Here is an 18446-nt window from a genome sequence, read left to right on the forward strand (position 1 = left end):
GGGCACAATTGATCGTCGCGGCGGAGCACGGGCTGAGGTGTGTCGTGAGCACGGAACCGGATCCGTCGAGAAACTTCGGACGCTATCGTCTCGATGAGTTGCTCGGCCGCGGCGGAATGGGTGACGTGTACCGGGCGTTCGACACCGAAACAGAACGCGATGTGGCCGTCAAACGGTTGCGGCCGGAACTCGCCCAGGAGAAGACGTACCGAGAACGGTTCCAGCGCGAATCCAAGATAGTTTCCAGACTGAATGAGCCGCACATCATTCCCGTCCACAACTTCGGGGAGATCAACGGCTGGCTGTACATCGAAATGCGGCTGGTGAAAGGACTCGACCTCGCAGCGCTGCTCGACCAGTTCGGCCCGCTCCCGGCCGAGCGTGCGGTGAGCATCGTGGTCCAGATTGCGGACGCGCTGGCTGCCGCTCACGGTGAAGGTCTCGTCCACCGCGACGTCAAGCCGTCGAACATCCTCGTCGCCGGCAGCAGTCACGGCGGCGACGGCTTCGTCTACCTGACCGACTTCGGGATCGCCCGAAGCACGACGTCCACGTCCTTGACGATGACCGGGGCAGCGATCGGCACCTTGCACTACATGGCACCCGAACGCTTCGCAGGCCGAGGGGACGATCCGTCGGCCGACGTGTACGCGCTCGGATGTGTGCTCTACGAAGCGCTGACCGCGAGGAAGCCGTTCGCCGCGGAGGATCCGGCAGCACAGATGTTCGCGCACACCAGAACGCCACCGCCCGCCCCGTCGCACCGGATGCCGAACCTGCCCGCCGCGCTGGACGACGTCGTTGCCAGGGCCATGGCGAAGGACCCGCGACAGCGTCACCCCACCGCGATCGAGTTCGCCACCGCCGCGCGCGCCGCCCTCGTTGCCGGTCCGGCGGCGCCGGTAGCGGCGCAAACGGTGACCGCGGCATCGTTCGCGATCGGGGCGAGCATCTCGGTCCGATCCGCTGTCGGGGATGCACCGAACGGGGCGGCAGCGTCCCGATGGTCGCGCCGGGGCCCGCGGAAGTGGATCACCGGAACGGTCGCCGTCAGTGCAGGCGCAGCCATGGCGCTCGCGTTGTGGGGCGCTACCGCGCAGTGGACCCCGAGGGTCACCGCCGCCCCGGAAAACCCCGCCGTCGTCGCCGCCGGCGTCCCGCGGAACACGGTGATCGCGACCGTAGGTGTCGGCGCCTACCCGATCGGGGTCGCGGCTTCCGCCGGCGTGCCGAAGGTGTACATCGCCAACTCCGACTCCGCGGCCGTGTCGGTCTTCGACACCGCCGCTGGCACCGTGACCTCGACGGTGAAGGTCGGCGGAAGCCCGTTCGACGTGGCTCTCGCACCGGACGGGAGCCGCGCCTACGTGACGAACATCAGCGACAACTCGATCTCGGTGATCGACACCGCAGACGACTCCGTCGTGGCGACGGTCCCCGTCGGTGCGTCACCGCGGGGACTCGCCGCGAACCCACGCGGTACCGACGTCTATTTCACCACCGTCGGTTCGAACACGTTGTCCGTGCTCGACACCACCACCAGGACCGTCACGTCATCGATTCCGGTGGGGAACTTCCCGATCAGCGTCGCCCTGGACGAGGCGGGGGCCCGCGCCTACGTCTCGAACATCCAGAGCAACACGGTGTCCGTGATCGACACCGCAGCCGGCATGGCCGTCGCCACGGTGCAGGTCGGGACGTCGCCGAGCGACGCGGTGGTCAGCCCCGACGGGAAGCGGGTGTACGTCGCCAACAACGCCGCGAGCTCGCTCTCGATCATCGACACGCGGACCGACACCGTGATCGCCACGGTCCCGCTGGTGGCCGACCCCGACCGCCTCGCTGTCACACCGGACGGCCGCCGCGTCTACGCACTCAGCCCGGGGACGGAATCGACGGTCTCGATGATCGATACGTCGAGCCTGTCGGTGGCATCGACCTTCAGGGTCGGCCCGCATTCTGCCGACATCACGATCTCGGCCGACGGGACGCGCGCCTACGTCACCGACAACGCTGCCAACACCGTCTCGGTGGTCGACATCACCGCGGGCTGACGTGTAGGGCTTGACACTCCGGCAGGCAGCGTCTTCGGCGTGCTCGTCCGGAAGGCGGCGCGCCTACAACGCCTCAGTCGTGACCGTCCCGTCCACCCTGCGCGGCAGGCCGAGCGGGTTGCCGTCGAGCAACGCCTCCGGCAGCAGCGCCTGCGGGGTGTCCTGGTAGCAGATCGGGCGCTGGAACCGGCGCACCGCCGTCACGCCGACGCTCGTGTGCACCGAAGCCGTCGTGGCCGGGTACGGGCCGCCGTGGTGCTGCGCCCAGGACACCGCAACCCCGGTCGGCCAGCCGTTGTAGACCACCCGGCCGGCACGTTCCCGCAGCCGCGAGACCAGCGGCGCGAGCGAAGCGGCGTCGGAGTCCTCGGCGTGGACGGTCGCGGTGAGGTTGCCGCTGAACGCCGCCGCCGCGGCGAGCAGCTCGTCCTGCCCGGTGTACTCGACGACGATCGAGGTGGGGCCGAAGCATTCGCGCAGCAGCGCGTCGGGGTCGGCGAGCAGCTCCTTCGCCGACGTCGCCAGCAGCGTGGCGGCCACCCCGGCGTCGCGGTCGCCGCCGTCGACGAGCGTGCGCACCGCGCCGAGACCGGTGAGGCGGGCGCGCTCGTGCTCGTGGCCCTCCTGGATACGGTCGTTCAGCATCGCGGTCGGGACCGTGCCGCCGACGGCGCCGACGAGCCGCTCCTCCAGCCCGTGCCCTTCAGGGAGGAACAGCAGGCCCGGCTTCGTGCAGAACTGGCCCGTGCCGAGGGTGAACGAGCCGACGTACCCGTCGGCGATCGCCTCACCGCGCGCCGCGAGTGCCGCCGGCGTGACGAACACGGGGTTGAGGCTGCCCAGCTCGCCGTAGAACGGGATCGGCACCTCGCGCGACGACGCGATGTCGAGCAGCGCGCGCCCACCGCGTTCCGAGCCGGTGAACGACGCCGCGGTGATCCGCGGGTCGGTGAGCGCCGCCGTGCCGACCTCCATGCCGTGCACGACGGCGAGCGTGCCGTCGGGCGCACCGGCCGCGCGGAGCGCCTCGATGAGCACCTCGCCGGTGCGTCGGGACGTCTCGGGGTGCCCGGGGTGGGCCTTGACCACGACGGGAGCGCCGGCGGCGAGCGCGGAGGCGGTGTCGCCACCGGGCACGCTGAAGGCGAAGGGGAAGTTGCTGGCCGCGAACACCAGCACGGGGCCGACCGGCACCAGCATCCGGCGCAGGTCGGGCCGCGGCACCGGCTTGGCGTCCTTGTCGGCGCTGTCGATGATCACCTCGAGGATCGAGCCCTCCTCGAGCGCGGCGGCGAACATGCGCATCTGCCCGCTGGAGCGGGCCACCTCGCCGGTGAGGCGCGGCTGGGGCAGCTTCGACTCCGCCATCGCCAAGGGGACGAGCTCGTCGACCGCGGCGTCGAGCGCGTCGGCGGCGGCGCGCAGCAACGCGGCCCGCTCCGCCGGGCGCATCGCGGCCAGCGGTTCGGCGGCGGCCGCGGCAGCGGCGAGTACGGCGTCGAGCTCGGAGGAGGTGGTGTCGCTGACGGTCACTGCTGAACCTTCCGTGCAGAGGGGTGGTCGAGCGCGTCGACGAGCCAGCTCATCGCGTCCCGGCCGCGGACGACGGGGTTGGACAGGGTGCCGACCTGCGCGATCGTGATCTCGACGGTGTCGCCTTCGTCGAGGGAGAACGACAGCTCGGGGACGATGCCGGTGCCGGTGGCCAGCAGCGCGCCGTCGGGGAAGTCGAGGCCGGCGAAGAGCGCGCCGACGAGGTCGGTGAGGCTGCGGTGCAGGCGCGACGTGCTGGTCTCGCCTTCGAAGGCGACCTCCCCGCCGCGCAGCACCTTCGCGGTGATCGCGAGGTCGGCGGGGTCGACCTCCCACGCCGGGCGGATCCCGCTCGCCAGCGCGCAGCTGCCGTTGTAGATCTTCGCCTGGGGCAGGTAGAGGGGGTTCTCGCCCTCGATCGAGCGCGAACTCATGTCGTTGCAGATCGTGTAGCCGACGATCTCCCCGAACTGGTTCGCGACCAGCGTGAGCTCGGGCTCCGGCACGTCGAGGGTGGAGTCGGCGCGGATCGCGATCGGCTCCCCGTCGGTCACCACCCGCCACGGCACCGCCTTCAGGAACAGCTCCGGCCGCTCGGCGTCGTAGACCTTCTCGTAGACCGAGGCCTCCGCGCTCTCCTCGACCCGCCCGCTGCGCGACCGCTCGTACGTGACGCCGGCGGCCCACACCTCGGTCCGGCCGTCGAGCGGCGGCAGGAGGCGCACGTCCGCGACGTCCACGGTGGGGCCGGACGGCACCAGCTGGTCGCGCAAGCCGGCCAGCGGCAACCGCAGCAACTCCGCGACGCTCCCGAACGGCAGCGGCGCGACGGTCCCACCCTCCCGCAGCCCGACCGCGACCTGCCCGCCGTCCCCGACGTACCGCACGATCTCCACACGCGCCCCCGTTCCTCGTCTGATGACCCGAACCGTAGGGCTGCCCGGGTGCGCCGATCAACAAACGTGAGCGGGGACGCCAGCCCGAGCACGAACTTCCCCACCGTTTTGGGTGGATGCGCGCCTGCGGAGCGCGCAAGTGCCCAAAACGATGGGGAAGTTGGCCGCGGCACCCCCGAACTTGCCCACCGTTTTGCCAACCTGCACGCCTCCGCGGGTATGTAGGTAGGCAAAACGGTGGGGAAGTTTCAGTCGCCCTTGACGTTCAGGATCTGGCGCAGCGTGTGGTCGATGGTGACGAGGTCCTTCGCGTCCTCCATCACCTGGTCGATGTCCTTGTACGCCGCCGGGATCTCGTCGAGGAACGCGTCGGCGTTCTCGGCGCGCCACTCGATGCCCTGCATCGCCTCGGCGAGCTGCTCGACGGTGAACCGGTCGCGGGCCGCGCGGCGGGAGAAGTTCCGCCCGGCGCCGTGCGGGGCCGAGTTGAACGACGCCGGGTTGCCCAGGCCCGTCACGACGTAGGACCGCGTGCCCATCGAGCCGGGGATCAGGCCGCGGCGCCCGGCCGACGCGTCGATGGCGCCCTTGCGGGTGAGCCAGACCGTCTTCCCGCCGTGCTCCTCCTGCTCGGTGTAGTTGTGGTGGCACTGGACGTCGTCGGTGCGCTGGATGTTCGTGCCGGCCCACTCGGCGAGGCACCCCACGATCCTGTCGAGCATCTCGGCGCGGTTGAGCAGCGCGAACCGCTGCGCCCACCGGAGCTCCCTGATGTAGCGCCAGAACTCGTCGGTGCCTTCCACGAGGTATGCCAGATCGCGGTGCGGGAGCGTGATCCACCATTTCTCGCACAGCTGCTGCGCCACTTTCACGTGGTGCTGCGCGATGCGGTTGCCAACTCCTCGCGAGCCGGAGTGCAAAAACACCCAAACCCGTCCGTCTTCATCGACGCACAGCTCGATGAAATGGTTTCCCGAGCCGAGCGTGCCCAGCTGGAGACGCCAGTTGCCGGCATACGAGGCCGGGTCGAACCCAGCCTTCTCCGCCGCCGCCTCGAGCTCTGCGACCTTCGGCTCCGCGGTCGGTGCGACCTTCGTCGTGTACCCGCCCTTCGACACCGGGACAGCCGCCTCGATCGCCGTGCGCAGCGCGGCGAGACCCCGCGGGTTGCCCTGGACGTCGTCGATCCCCAGCTGGGTGCGCACCGCGGCCATGCCACATCCGATGTCGACGCCGACGGACGCCGGCATCACGGTGCGGATCGTCGGGATGACGCTGCCGACGGTGGATCCCATGCCGAGGTGGGCGTCGGGCATCAGGGCGACGTGTGGCCGGACGAAGGGCATGGTGGCGGTCTGGACGGCCTGTTCCCTGGTTGCGTCCTCCAGTACGGAAGCCCAGTTCAGCAGGCCCTTTGCGATCTGCTGCATAGCGCATTCCTACCAGTGCCGCCACGTTCGCCGCGATGCATTAGCGATTGCTCACCATCTCTTCCATACCGTCGAGCACGCGCTGCAACCCGAACTCGAAAAGGCGGTCGAGATCGAGATCGTAGTTGCCCATCCCGCTCACCTCACGAAACGTCGGGAAGGGCCCGTTGGTCAGCAACTCGATGAGCGGCTGGTCGACGTCGGCCCATTCGTCCCCGGTCAGCCCGGTGTCCTCGGTGGCCTCCAGCTCCGGCGCGAGCCCGATGGCCACACCACGGACGAAGATGCAGACGGTCATGTGGATGTCGAGCAGGTCCTGCTGGCCCAGCCCGAGCGGGACGAGCCCGGTGAGGTTCCACTCCGCGATGCGGAACAGGTTGACCAGCGGCTGAGGCCGGGTCAACGAGATCACCTGCGCGAGCCAGGGATGGCGCCGGTAGCTCGCCCACTGCAGCCTCGCCGAGGCCGCGAGCGTCTCTCGCCAGCCCGTCGGTGCCACGGCGGGGTAGGGCTCCTCGCCGAACGTGGCATCGATCATCAGCAGCACCAGCTCGTCCTTGCTGCGGACGTGCCGGTAGAGCGACATCGTCGGCACCTCGAGCCGGCCGGCGATGCCCCGCATCGAGAGCGCGGCGATGCCGTCGCGATCGGCGGTCTCGACGGCGCAGCGGACGATCCGGTCCACGGTGAGCGCCCCGCCTGGTCTCGCGCCGGGCCGCGCGGGGCGCCGCGCGGCCCGCTGCGGTGTCTGCTGGTGGAGCCGCCGGGCCGCGACGACCGTCCCGACCCGTGGCACGGCGTCCACCAGCCCCTCGTTGCCGAGCACGGCGAGCGCCTTGGTCGCGGTGGCGAGCGCGACGCCCCAGTCGCGCATGATCGCGCGGGTCGACGGCACGCGGTCGCCCGGCCGCAGCCGGCCGGTGGCGATGCGCTCGCGCAGCTCGCCGGCGATGCGCAAGTAGGGCGGATCGGCGTCGGACACGAGCGCACAGTAGCGCACTCCTGTACTAGGACAAGCCAGATCTGAGCTAGTACAGAACCTACACTGACCTGCTTGTATCTTTGCTTCAATCAGATTTACGGTGTACCCATGACTGGTACAGCGCACACCGTCCTGATCTCGGGGGCCAGCGTCGCGGGCCCCACGCTCGCCTACTGGCTGCGCCGGCACGGCTTCACCCCGACGGTCGTGGAACGGGCCGCGGCCCCGCGGGTCGGCGGGCAGGCCATCGACGTTCGCGGAGTCGCCGTCGACGTGGTCGACCGGATGGGCGTGCTCGCAGAGGTCCGCGCAGCGCGCACGCAGATGCGCGGGATGGCGTTCGTCGACGAGAACGGCGCCGAGCTGATGAGCACGACGACGATGACCTTCACCGGCGGCCCGACCGAGGGCTCCGACGTCGAGATCCTGCGCGACGACCTCAGCACGATCCTGCTGAAGGCCACCGAGGGGATCGAATACCTCTACGGCGATTCGATCAACGGCATCACCCAGCACGCCGACGGCGTGGACGTCACGTTCGAGAAGGCGGAGCCGCGGACGTTCGACCTGGTCATCGGCGCCGACGGGCTGCACTCGGCAGTGCGGGGGCTCGCCTTCGGCCCGGAGCGCGACTGCGTGACGCACCTGGGCAAGTACCTCTCGGTCTTCACGGCGCCGAACTTCCTCGACCTCGACCGGTGGCAGATCTTCCACCAGACGACCCCCGGCGCCATGGCCGGCCTGTACACGGCGCGCAACAACACCGAGACCCGGGTGAACATGGGCTTCGAGTCGGAGCCGTTCGACTACGACCACCGCGACGTCGAGCAGCAGAAGAAGCTCATCGCCGACGCGTTCGCGGGCGCGGGCTGGGAGGTGCCGCGGATGGTCGAGGAGATGTGGCGCTCTCCCGACTTCTACTTCGACTCGATGGCGCAGGTGCACCTCGACAGCTGGGCACGCGGGCGGGTCTCGCTGGTCGGCGACGCCGGCTACTGCGCCTCACCGCTCTCCGGCCAGGGCACCAGCCTCGCGCTCGTCGGTGCGTACGTGCTCGCGGGCGAGCTGAAGGCCGCCGGCGGCGACCACGCGGCCGCGTTCGCGAGCTACGAGCGGGAGATGCGCGAGTTCGTCGCGGCCAACCAGCACCTCGCAACCATCAACGGCGAGCAGATGAAGACGCTCCTGGAGGAGCAGGCGCAGGACGACGACGCGATCGAGCAGCGCGTCGGCGACCACTGGGTCGCCTCGGCCGCGAACCTGATCACGCTCAAGGACTACTGAGGCGCCAACTTCCCCACCGTTTTGGGCGGATGCGCGCTCCGCAGGCGCGCAAGTGCCCAAAACGGTGGGGAACTTCCGGTCAGGCGAGCACCGTGCGGACCGTCTTGTGGACGGTTTCGACGGCCGGCGGGGCGGCCCTGTCGGCGAAGAGCATGTGGGTGGCGCCGATCAGGGTCGGCGCGAGGGTGTCGACGTCGGCCGTCGGAGGGATGCGGCCGAGCTCGCGTTCCGCCGCGAGGTAGCCGGCGATCATGGCCGCCGCCTCCGTGAGCAGCGGGACGCCGGTGGGCCACCGCTCGCGCAGCCGGGCGCGCAGCTCGTCGCGGAAGATCAGCAGCGCGACGACGGCGACGGCCACCGACCCGAACAGCGCGGTGAGCGCCTCGGTGAGGTTGCCGGTGACGGTCCCGGTCCCCGCGGACTCCCGCAGCGCGATCGCGGCCGCCTCCATCCGCTGGACGCGGTCGATCACCAGCTGCGCGAGGAAGTCGTCGAAATCGGTGAAGTGGCGGTGCAGCACCCCCTTCGCGACCCCGGCCTCCTCGGTGACGGCGCGGCTGGTCAAGCCGTTCGGTCCGGCCTGCAGCAGCACCCGCTCGGCGGCCTCGAACAGCTGCTCGCGCGCATCGCGGATGTGGACGCCAGTGGGCAACCGGACTCCTCGGTCGACGAGTGGGCACGTGCCCACTAGAGTGGGCGCATGCCCACTCTACCCGAGCCGCACCGGCATCGAGACACCGCGGAGTCGTTCGGCACGAACGCCGCCCGCTACGACCGGACCCGGCCCAGCTACCCCGACGCCATGGTCGCGGCGATCGTCGCCGCAGGTCCGGGACCCGGTGTGCTCGACGTGCTCGACGTCGGGTGCGGCACCGGCATCTCGAGCAGGCAGTTCGTGGCAGCGGGCTGCCGCATGCTCGGCGTCGACGCCGACCCGCGGATGGCCGAGTTCGCCCGCGGCACCGGCCTCGACGTCGAGGTGGCGAGGTTCGAGGACTGGGAGGCCGCCGGACGGACGTTCGACCTGGTCGTCGCAGGGCAGACGTGGCACTGGGTCGACCCGGTCGCCGGTGCGGCAAAGGCGGCGACGGTGCTGCGCCCCGCCGGCCGGCTGGCCGTGTTCTGGAACGTCGCACAGCCGCCGGAAGAGGTAGCGGAAGCCTTCGCCGAGGTGTATCGCCGGGTGCTGCCGGACAGCCCGTTCGGCACCGTGTCGGCCCAACCGCTCGACGCGTACGCGCCCGGTTTCACGACGGCCGCCCACGGGATGCGGGCTTGCGGCGCCTTCGGCGAGCCGGCGCACTGGCGCTACGAATGGGAACGCCTCTGCACCCGCGACGAGTGGCTGGACGTGGTGCCGACGCACGGCGGGCACAACCTGCTGCCGCCCGCGCAGCTCACCGAGCTGGTCGACGGCTTCGGCGCCGCCATCGACGCCGCGGGCGGCAGCTTCCCGATGTCCTACACGACCGTCGTCGTCACCGCCGCCCTCAACTGACCCAGAAGTTCCCCACCGTTTTGCCTACTTGCACGAGGTTTTGGGTGTGCAGGTTGGCAAAACGGTGGGGAAGTTGGGCTAGCCGAGGCGCTTGCGCGCGACGACGAAGATCCGGCGGAACGGGAACCAGGTCGTCTCGTCGGCCTGCGCCGGGTACGCGGCGCGCAGCAGCGGAGCCAGCTCGGCGCGGAAGGCGGCATACCGCTCCTCGTCGAGCGCGTCGCGGACGGGCCGCAGTGCCGTCCCGCTGATCCACTCCAGCACCGGGTCGGTGCCGGTGAGGCGGTGCAGGTAGGTGGTCTCCCACACGTCGACGTCGGCGCCGGTGCCGGCGAAGAGCTCGGCGTAGGCGGCCGGGGTCGGCACCGCGTTCTCCCCGCGCAACGCGAGGCGCGCCCGCCACCGCGGCGCCGCCGCCAGCTCCCTGACCAGCACGTGCGACGGCGCGCCGAAGTTGCCGGGCACCTGCATCGCGAACCAGGCCCCCTCGGGGAGCGCGGTCATCCACCCGGGGATCAGCTGGGGGTGCGCCGGCACCCACTGCAGCACGGCGTTCGTGACGACGACATCGGTGTCGGGCCCGGGCATCCAGTCGACGACGTCGGCCTGCTGCGCGTCGATCCCGCGCTCGCGCGCTGCGGCGACCATCTCGGCCGACGAGTCGAGCGCGGTGACCACGGCACCGGGCCACCGGGCGCTGAGCAGCCCCGTGAGGTGTCCCGGACCGCAGCCGAGGTCTACGACCCTGCGCGGGGCATCGGCACCGATGCGCGCGAGCAGGTCGTGGAACGGGCGCGAGCGGTGGTCGTCGAAGCGCAGGTAGAGCGCCGGGTCCCACAGCGTGCTCACGGCGCCAGCCCCAGCGTGCGGGCGACGTCGGAGGCGAGCGAGCGCACCGACGTCTCGTCCGTCCCGGGGTCGGGCCGGACCTGCAGGACGATCCCGTCGCGGCCGGGCACCTTGCGCCGGACGAACCACGCGCCGCCGCTCGGGAGGTCGCGGTGGTGGCGGGAGCGGATCGACCCGGTGACCCGCTCGTGCACCACCTGCGGGACCTTGCCCGGCTGGGCGAGCTTCAGCCGCCGCGGGGCGAGGTCGTTGATCAGGACGGCGCCGCCGACGTCGACGCCCTCCTCCGACTCGATGATCGTGATCACGTCGTTCTTCCAGGTCGCCTTGCTGATGAGGTGCCAGCCGAGCCGCCGCCCGTCGGGGAGCAGCAGCCCCCGTGAGGTCGCGACGAGATGCTCGCCCTCGACGATGGTCGCCGCCGCGAGCACGTGCTCGTCGGCGTCGAGGGTTGCGGGAAAACCCGGCGGCAGCTCGCCGCGGCCGAGCAGCCTGCGCACGATGGCGAGCGGATTCACCGCAGGGCCTTCTCGCGCAGCGCGATGCGGTACTGCTCCAGCGGAACGAGGTCGCCGAAAAGCTGGTGGTACGCGTCGGCCTCCTCGATCGGGTTGGTGCGCTGCAGCCGCGATTTGAGCTCGGCGACCTGCGCCTCGACCAGCGCGAGTCGCACGCCGGCGATCACGCTGGCGACGTAGCGCGCCTCCTCGACGTTCTTGCGCGGCAGCTCCATCGGCTCGACGGCCAGCTCGGTCACGAGCCCGCGCGCCTCGGTGTTGCACTCGCTGAGCACCGACTCGACCCAGGCGTGCCCTTCCTTCCCACCACACACCCCGCCGGCGGCCTGCACCGCGCGGTGCACGCCGGCGAACACGGGGTGGGTGAACGCCTGCTCCGGCAGCTCGTCGTAGGACGGGCCGGCGACCGAGGGCACCTGCAGGGCTGCCTTGAGCGCCTCGCGTTGCAGGTGCAGGCGCGGGTCGTCCTTGTGGGGCGCGTCGACGACCTTCTGGCGGGGCGCCCGGACGGGTTCGGCCGGCGCGCCCGCGCTCTCCCGGACGCGACGCACGACCATCGCGATGTCGTCCCAGCTGGCCCACCCGGCGAGCCGGCGCGCGTACTCGTCGCGCAGGTCCTCGCGCCGGATCCGCGCCACCAAAGGCACGCACCGCTGCAGCGCCGCGACGCGGCCCTCCGCGGTGTCGAGGTTGTGGTCGCGCAGCATCGAGCGGATCGCGAACTCGAACAGCGGCTCGCGGCGCGCGACGAGATCGCGCACCGCGGTGTCGCCGTGGCTCTGCCGCAGCTCGCAAGGGTCCTGACCGTCGGGAGCGATCGCGACGAAGGTCTGCGCGGCGAAGCTCTGGTCGCCCTCGAACGCCTTCAGCGCTGCCGCCTGGCCAGCCGCGTCGCCGTCGAAGGTGTAGATGACCTCGCCGAGGTCGAACGAGTCGTCGCCGATCAGCCTGCGGATCACCGAGACGTGCTCGGCGCCGAAGGCCGTCCCACAGGAGGCGACGGCGGTCGGCACGCCGGCCAGGTGCATCGCCATGACGTCGGTGTAGCCCTCGACGACCACCACCTGGCGGCGCTTGGCGATCTCCCGCTTCGCGAGGTCGAGGCCGAACAGCACGTGGGTCTTGCGGTACACCGGCGTCTCGCTGGTGTTTAGGTACTTCGCCTCGATCTGGTCGTCGTCGAAGAGGCGGCGGGCGCCGAACCCGACGACGTCGCCGCCCAGGTCCCTGATCGGCCAGAGCAGGCGCCGGTGGAACCGGTCTATCGGGCCCCGCCGGCCCTCCTTCGACAGGCCGGCCTTCATCAGCTCGTCGAGGGTGAACCCGGCGCCGAGCAGGTGCTTGGTCAGGACGTCCCAGCCGCCGGGCGCGTATCCGCAGCCGAATGTCGTGGCCGCGGCGGTGTCGAACCCGCGGGCGGTCAGGAACTGGACGGCCGGCGCGGCCTCCGGGGTGCGCAGCTGCGCGGCGTAGAACTCGGCGGCCCGCTTGTTCGCCTCCAGCAGGCGCGAGCGGGTGCCGCGGTCGCGTTGGACGGAGCTGCCGCCGCCCTCGTAGGTGAGCTGGATGCCGACCTTGTCGGCGAGCCGCTCGACCGCCTCGACGAACCCGACGTGCTCGATCTTCATGATGAACGCGACTGCGTCGCCGCCTTCGGCGCAACCGAAGCAGTGGAACATCCCCCGCGACGGGCGCACGTTGAACGAGGGCGTCTTCTCGTCGTGGAACGGGCAGAGGCCCTTGAGCGAGCCCGCGCCGGCGGGGCGCAGCGCCACGTACTCGCCGATGACCTCGTCGATGCGGACCCGGTCGCGGACCTCTGCGATGTCGCTGTCGCGGATCCGGCCTGCCACATCGGCGAGTCTATGCCGCGCCGCCGCGCGGGCTGCCGGCGAGCGGCCATCGGCCGAAAGGTGGAGCGGTTCGGACGGTGATCCGTACCTCCGACCGAGGTCAACGGCTTCCAAAGTGGCCAGAGTGGACACCATGACGATCGCGGACTTCGTTGGGATCCTCGGAGCCATTGCCGGGATCGCGGTGCTGGCGCTCATGGCGGCCGTGCCGCTCCTGCTGGCCCTCCCCCTCCCGAGCAAGAGCGCCCAGCCGATCAAGAGCACAGGACGACCGGCGCCGGTCGACGCGGTGGCGCCCGCTCCGGCGGCGGCCCCGCCCGTTGCGGTGCCGGCGCAGCGCACGGCGCCGGTGCGGCGGATCACCACCCCGCACCTCGGGTCGCACGGCGCGCACGGGACGCACGCGGCGGCGAGCTGAGCCGTCAGGTCGCGCCGTCAGGTCGCCGGGCGCAGCCCCACGGCGCCCGGGATCGCCGCCAGCGCAGCAGCCAGCTCCGCACCGGACGGTGTTGCGTCGGGATCGAGCAGCCACTGGGCCAGCAGGCCGTCGGAGATCGCGATCTGGAACGACGCCAGCGCCCTGGCGTGCGGACCCTCCGGCACGCCGAGCGCACCGACCAGCAGCTCGGCAGCAGCGACCCGGCTGCGCTCGTACGCCGTCGCCAGCTTCTCCTTGAGCTGTGGCGAACGTTCCGCCTGCGCGAGCGCCTCGACGAACGCGACGGCGAGCCCGCGGAACTCACCGAACGCCGCGATCATGGCCGACCACGACGCCGCCATGAGGCTGAAGGCGTCGTGTGCTGGGGCGATGTCGAGGGTGAGCACCCTGACCCGGTCGACCCACTCCTCGAACATGTCCGAGATGGCCTCGTTGAGCAGCGCTTCCTTCGAACCGAAGTGGTAGCCGATCGAGGCGAGGTTCGTCCCCGACTCGGCGACGAGGTCGCGCGCGGTGGTGCGGGCGTAGCCGCGCATCTCCAGGCAGCGGCGCGCGCCGGCGAGGAGGTCTTCCCGGTGGCCCATGCGGATCACGATAGCCGAACCGATAGACGTCTGTCTTATACGTACGTATGATTAGCTAGCATGAGCTCGCTGCCGCCCGGTCCCCGCGTTCCGCTCGCCGCCCAGACCCTGCTCACCTGGCGCCTCACCCGCTGGTGGCTCGACACCTGCCACCGCCGCTACGGCGACATCTTCACCGTCCGCGTGGTGCCGACCGGAACCGTCGTCTACTTGGCCGACCCCGCCGACATCGCGACCGTCTTCGCCGGCAGCCCTGCCGTCTTCCACGCCGGTGAGGGGAACGTGGCACTGAAAGGACTGCTCGGCGAAGACTCGGTGCTCCTGCTGGACGAGGAGCGCCACCGCGACCGCCGCAAGCTGATGCTCCCTGCGTTCCACCGAGCCTCGGTGCGCAAGCAGGAGGCCGAGATCGCCGACATCGCGGCGGCCGAGGTCGCCCGGTGGCCGGTCGGGCGGGAGTTCCCCGTGGCGGAGCGGATGGCGGCGGTCACGCTGGAGGTCATCCTCAAGGTCGTCATCGGCACCCGTGACGAGACCAGGCTCGCGGCGCTGCGCCGAGCGCTGCCGGCCGTCATGCGCAGGGGGTTCCGGGAGACCTCGGCCATGGCCCGGCCCGAGCTGCTCGCGCTGCGCCCGTGGCAGGCCATCCGCGACCACCGCGCCGAGGCCGACCGCCTGCTGCACGACGAGATCCGGCGCTGCCGGGCCGATCCCGCGCTCGCCGAGCGCACCGACGTCCTCGCGATGCTCGTGCGCGCCTCGCAGGAGGACAGCCGCGCGATGTCGGACGGCGAGCTGCGCGACCAGCTGATGACGCTCCTGCTCGCCGGTCACGAGACGACCGCGACCGGGCTCGCGTGGACGCTGGAGCGGCTCGTCCGGCACCCGGACGTGCTGGCGAAGGCCGTGCGCGCCGCGCAGGACGACGACGTCGAGTACCTCGACGCGCTGGTCAAGGAGATCCTCAGGGTGCGTCCGGTGATCATGGATGTGGCGCGCAAGCTGACGGCGCCGGTCGAGGTCGGCGGGTACCTGCTCCCGGCCGGGACGGTGGTCGCGCCGGCGATCGGACTCGTGCAGCACTCGGCGCGGCACTACCCCGACCCGCTGCGGTTCGACCCCGACCGGATGCTCGGCGCCACGCTCACCCCGACGACCTGGCTGCCGTTCGGCGGTGGCGCCCGCCGTTGCCTCGGGGCGGTGTTCGCGCAGGTCGAGATGCGGTTGGTGCTGCGGGAGATCCTGCGGGCCGTCGAGCTGGCGCCGACGTCGGCACGCGCGGAGCGCGCCCGTTCGAAGCACATCACGCTGGTCCCGCACCGTGGGGCGCGGATCACGGTGCGGGCCCGCCACCCGAGAGAGGTCGAGGGAGCAGGGGCCGGGACGGCCGGGGCTGGGACCGCGTAGCTTCCGGGGCGTGCTCACCGACGAACTGGGGTTCGAGCAGCACCGCGCCCACCTGCTGCGGGTCGGGTACCGGATCACCGGGAGCGTCGTCGACGCCGAGGACGCCGTGCAGGAGGCGTGGCTGCGGATCGCGGCGCTCACCGACGCGGCGCGCGCCGAGGTGCGCGACGTGCGGGCGTGGCTCAGCACGGTTGTCGGGCGGATCTGCCTCGACCGCCTGCGTTCGGCGACGGCCCGCCGCGAGCGCTACGTCGGCCCGTGGCTGCCCGAACCGCTGGTCACCAGCGACGACGCCGACGACCCCCTGACCGCGGTGGTGCGCGACGAGGGGGTGCGGATGGCCGCGATGGTCGTGCTGGAGCGGTTGAGCCCGCCGCAGCGGGTCGCGCTCGTGCTGCACGAGGCGCTCGACCTGCCCTACGCCGAGATAGGCGACGTGCTGGGCTGCTCGGCGGCCGCGGCCCGGCAGCACGCCGCCCGCGCCCGCCGGATCGTCGAGGCCGACCCCGCCCCGCCGCGGGCGAGCTCGGCGGAGCAGGAGGAGGTGCTCGCGCGGTTCGCCGCCGCCGTCGCGAACGCGGACACCGCCGCGCTGCTCGAGCTGATGCACCCCGACGCCGTCTGGCTCAACGACAGCGACGGCCGCACCAAGGCGGCGCGGCAGCCCGTCGTGGGCGCCGACAAGGTCGTGCGGCTGATGCTCGGGCTCCTGGAGATGTACGGCTCCGACATGACGGCGGGCTGGGAGCCCGTGCTCGTCAACGGCGAGCTCGGCATCCGGTCGGCGGGCGCGGGCGAGGTACCGCGCTCCATCGCGGCGATCGCGATGGAGGGCGGCCGCATCACCGGCATCTACCAGGTGCTCAATCCGGCGAAACTCCCAACCTGACCTTGCATGCGGCGTCGAAGCCCTGGTCGACGATGCCCAGCGCGGCGTAGCTGCGGGCACGCATGTTCTCCAGCCCGATCTGCAGCGTGAGCTCGACGAGCCCGGCCCGGCCCAGTGCCGCCTCCAGCTCGGCGAGCTGGTCGTCGGTGACGGTGGGCGGCTGCGCCGTCATCGCGTCGGCGTAGGCGATCGCCATCCGCTCGACCGGCTCGTACAGCGGGTTGGTGGCGTACTCGTCGATGTGCTTCAGCCGCTCGACGTCGAGCCCGTCCAGACGGTGGAGCATGGTGCCGAAGTCGACGCACCACGAGCAGCCGACCTGGGTCGCCGTCTGGAAGACCGCCAGCTCGCGGATCCTGGCCGGCAGCACGCGGGACGCGCGCTGGTAGCCCAGCTCCGCCACCATCGCCGCCCAGAACAGCTTCTTGTGGTGGCGCACCACCGAGAACGGCTCCGGCACAACCCCGAACCTGCGGCGGAACACCTTGTACGCCAGTCGCCCGAACACGCCGGCCTCCGCGGCCGGCACCGATGGGATGCGTCCCATTTCGTCCTCCCTGTCTCGTCCTTCGCCATTTGGACGAGACAGCAGGACGATCCGTGACACGGGTTTGCGTTAGAGCGCGCTCGAAGGCCTACCGTCGATCCCATGACCGCAACGGTGGACGGGAACGCAGCGATCGACCGGCTCCGCATGCAGAACGCTGCTGTGCCGGAGGCGGGCGCGACGCTCACGATCGCCGACATCGCCGAGCGCACCGGCGTCACCGCGCACACCTTGCGGTACTACGAGCGGATCGGCCTGCTCGACGTCGAGCGGGACGGCGCGGGCCACCGCGTCTACGGTCCGGCGGAGTACCGCAGGGTCGTGTTCCTCAACCGGATGCGGATGACCGGGATGCCGATCCGCGAGCTGCAGCGCTACGTCGCGCTCGTGCGCGAGGGCGAGCAGACCATGCCGGAACGGCTCGCGCTGATGCTCGCCCACCGCGAGGCCGTCCGGCGGCAGCTGGCCGAGCTGACGTTCGCGCTGGAGACGATCGACTTCAAGATCACCGCATACGGCGGCGACTGCCCCGTCTGACCTGTCCGTTTGCGTCAACCGGCCCGCGACCTGCGGCGTCGGGCGATCACACCTGCTTGGAGAACACCGTGTCACGTGCAGTTTCCCTGCCCACCCGCACCCTCGGCGGCCTCGACGTCTCCGCGCTCGGACTCGGCTGCATGGGCATGAGCGTCGCCTACGGTCCGGCCGACCGCACCGAATCGATCACGACGCTGAACCGTGCGCTCGACATCGGCGTCCGGTTCCTCGACACGGCCGACATGTACGGCCGCGGCCACAACGAGGAGCTGCTCGCCGAGGTGCTGCGCACCCGCCGCGACGAGATCGTGCTGGCCACGAAGTTCGGCATCCTCGTCGAGGACGACCTGCGGGTCGTCGGCGTCGACGGGCGCCCGGAGTACGTCCGCAGCGCCTGCGAGGCATCGCTGCGCCGGCTCGGCGTCGAGCACATCGACCTCTACTACAACCACCGGCCCGACGTGAACGTGCCGATCGAGGACACCGTCGGCGCGATGGCCGAGCTGGTCACCGAGGGCAAGATCGGCCACATCGGGCTCTCCGAGGCGTCGGCGGAGACGATCCGCCGGGCTGCGGCCGTGCACCCGATCACCGCCGTGCAGTCGGAGTGGTCGGTGTTCAGCAGGGACATCGAGCAGGAGGTCCTGCCGGCCTGCCGTGAGCTGGGCATCGGCGTGGTGCCCTACAGCCCGCTCGGGCGCGGGCTGCTCACCGGCGCGCTCGCCGAGATCGGGGACAACGACTTCCGCCGCACCCTGCCCCGGTTCCAGGGCGACAACCTGGATCGCAACGTCGCCGCCGTGGCCACCGTCAAGGCCGTTGCCGACGCGCACGGCGCCACGCCGGGCCAGGTCGCGCTGGCGTGGCTGCTCGCGCAGGGCTCGGACGTCGCGCCGATCCCCGGCACGAAGCGCGTGCGGTACCTGGAGGAGAACGCCGGCGCGCTCGACGTCCGGCTGACGGCCGAGGACCTGGCCGAGCTGGACGGGCTGCGCCCGGCTGGCGACCGCTACCCCGACATGACGTGGGTGGACCGCAACACCGCGCAGGCAGGCTGACCGCGAACTTCCCCACCGTTTTGTGCACATGCGCGCCGTTTTCGCGCGCATCCACCCAAAACGGTGGGGAAGTTGGGCCTCCACGTAC

The 18446-nt window shown here is 71.4% G+C and carries 18 protein-coding genes; 8 read left to right on the forward strand and 10 right to left on the reverse strand.

All coding sequences use genetic code 11. The features are described from left to right. The first annotated feature begins 44 nt into the window (after positions 1–44). The gene (locus tag LL648_RS13690; protein ID WP_232662895.1) at positions 45–2054 is read left to right on the forward strand and encodes a serine/threonine-protein kinase; all 2010 of its coding nucleotides are present in this window, start codon (positions 45–47) and stop codon (positions 2052–2054) included. Positions 2055–2117: 63 nt separating this feature from the next. Here the strand turns inward: LL648_RS13690 and LL648_RS13695 are convergent, their stop codons facing one another. The 4 genes from LL648_RS13695 to LL648_RS13710 form a co-directional block, all read right to left on the reverse strand. Beyond that, a complete protein-coding gene (locus LL648_RS13695; protein ID WP_232662896.1) occupies positions 2118–3587 on the reverse strand; it encodes an aldehyde dehydrogenase (NADP(+)) in 1470 nt (489 codons plus the stop codon). Then, positions 3584–4483 carry a fumarylacetoacetate hydrolase family protein gene (locus tag LL648_RS13700; RefSeq protein ID WP_232662897.1) on the reverse strand — a complete coding sequence of 300 codons (900 nt, stop codon included), beginning with the start codon at positions 4481–4483 and terminating at the stop codon, positions 3584–3586. Before LL648_RS13700 ends, LL648_RS13695 begins: the two co-directional genes overlap by 4 nt. Before the next feature lie 248 nt (positions 4484–4731). Further along, positions 4732–5913 carry an RtcB family protein gene (locus LL648_RS13705; RefSeq protein ID WP_232662898.1) on the reverse strand — a complete coding sequence of 394 codons (1182 nt, stop codon included), beginning with the start codon at positions 5911–5913 and terminating at the stop codon, positions 4732–4734. A gap of 40 nt (positions 5914–5953) precedes the next feature. Continuing rightward, complete coding sequence (locus tag LL648_RS13710) at positions 5954–6895, reverse strand: TetR/AcrR family transcriptional regulator (RefSeq protein ID WP_232662899.1); 942 nt, start codon at positions 6893–6895, stop codon at positions 5954–5956. 108 nt (positions 6896–7003) lie between these two features. Between LL648_RS13710 and LL648_RS13715 the strand changes: the two genes are divergently transcribed. Beyond that, positions 7004–8179, forward strand: a complete 1176-nt coding sequence (locus LL648_RS13715) for an FAD-dependent monooxygenase (RefSeq protein ID WP_232662900.1) — start codon at positions 7004–7006, stop codon at positions 8177–8179. 79 nt (positions 8180–8258) lie between these two features. Here LL648_RS13715 and LL648_RS13720 read toward each other — a convergent pair whose 3' ends face one another. Next, entirely contained in the window at positions 8259–8831 is a 573-nt protein-coding gene (locus LL648_RS13720; protein ID WP_232662901.1) for a TetR/AcrR family transcriptional regulator, read from the reverse strand. Between the two features lie 48 nt (positions 8832–8879). On the opposite strand from LL648_RS13720, the gene LL648_RS13725 reads away from it, so the two are divergent. After that, positions 8880–9677 carry a class I SAM-dependent methyltransferase gene (locus LL648_RS13725; RefSeq protein ID WP_232662902.1) on the forward strand — a complete coding sequence of 266 codons (798 nt, stop codon included), beginning with the start codon at positions 8880–8882 and terminating at the stop codon, positions 9675–9677. 78 nt (positions 9678–9755) lie between these two features. Here the strand turns inward: LL648_RS13725 and LL648_RS13730 are convergent, their stop codons facing one another. From LL648_RS13730 to dnaG, 3 genes are read right to left on the reverse strand one after another with little or no spacing between them, the layout of a single operon-like run. Then, positions 9756–10517, reverse strand: a complete 762-nt coding sequence (locus tag LL648_RS13730) for a trans-aconitate 2-methyltransferase (RefSeq protein WP_232663094.1) — start codon at positions 10515–10517, stop codon at positions 9756–9758. A gap of 5 nt (positions 10518–10522) precedes the next feature. Further along, on the reverse strand, positions 10523–11044 hold the full coding sequence (locus LL648_RS13735; protein WP_232662903.1) for a hypothetical protein: 522 nt from the start codon (positions 11042–11044) through the stop codon (positions 10523–10525). Next, the gene (gene dnaG / locus LL648_RS13740; RefSeq protein ID WP_232662904.1) at positions 11041–12897 is read right to left on the reverse strand and encodes a DNA primase; all 1857 of its coding nucleotides are present in this window, start codon (positions 12895–12897) and stop codon (positions 11041–11043) included. The genes LL648_RS13735 and dnaG overlap by 4 nt, the downstream gene beginning before the upstream one ends. A 133-nt stretch (positions 12898–13030) precedes the next feature. Here dnaG and LL648_RS13745 point away from each other — a divergent pair, with 133 nt between their 5' ends. Further along, positions 13031–13315 carry a hypothetical protein gene (locus LL648_RS13745; protein ID WP_232662905.1) on the forward strand — a complete coding sequence of 95 codons (285 nt, stop codon included), beginning with the start codon at positions 13031–13033 and terminating at the stop codon, positions 13313–13315. Positions 13316–13332: 17 nt separating this feature from the next. On the opposite strand, the gene LL648_RS13750 is transcribed toward LL648_RS13745, so the two are convergent. After that, complete coding sequence (locus LL648_RS13750; RefSeq protein ID WP_232662906.1) at positions 13333–13920, reverse strand: TetR/AcrR family transcriptional regulator; 588 nt, start codon at positions 13918–13920, stop codon at positions 13333–13335. Positions 13921–13980: 60 nt separating this feature from the next. Here LL648_RS13750 and LL648_RS13755 point away from each other — a divergent pair, with 60 nt between their 5' ends. Together LL648_RS13755 and sigJ are read left to right on the forward strand one after the other, a co-directional pair. Beyond that, positions 13981–15327 carry a cytochrome P450 gene (locus LL648_RS13755; protein WP_232662907.1) on the forward strand — a complete coding sequence of 449 codons (1347 nt, stop codon included), beginning with the start codon at positions 13981–13983 and terminating at the stop codon, positions 15325–15327. Between the two features lie 10 nt (positions 15328–15337). Next, positions 15338–16216, forward strand: coding sequence for an RNA polymerase sigma factor SigJ (gene sigJ / locus LL648_RS13760; protein ID WP_232662908.1), 879 nt, complete (start codon positions 15338–15340; stop codon positions 16214–16216). Here sigJ and LL648_RS13765 read toward each other — a convergent pair. Beyond that, positions 16191–16763, reverse strand: coding sequence for a carboxymuconolactone decarboxylase family protein (locus LL648_RS13765; RefSeq protein WP_232662909.1), 573 nt, complete (start codon positions 16761–16763; stop codon positions 16191–16193). The genes sigJ and LL648_RS13765 overlap by 26 nt on opposite strands. A 102-nt stretch (positions 16764–16865) precedes the next feature. Here LL648_RS13765 and LL648_RS13770 point away from each other — a divergent pair, with 102 nt between their 5' ends. Beyond that, complete coding sequence (locus LL648_RS13770) at positions 16866–17300, forward strand: MerR family transcriptional regulator (RefSeq protein ID WP_232662910.1); 435 nt, start codon at positions 16866–16868, stop codon at positions 17298–17300. 68 nt (positions 17301–17368) lie between these two features. After that, the gene (locus tag LL648_RS13775) at positions 17369–18358 is read left to right on the forward strand and encodes an aldo/keto reductase (RefSeq protein WP_308190316.1); all 990 of its coding nucleotides are present in this window, start codon (positions 17369–17371) and stop codon (positions 18356–18358) included. Positions 18359–18446 lie beyond the last annotated feature (88 nt).

This window comes from Pseudonocardia sp. TRM90224 (assembly GCF_021245725.1).
Classification (GTDB): Bacteria; Actinomycetota; Actinomycetes; order Mycobacteriales; family Pseudonocardiaceae; genus Pseudonocardia.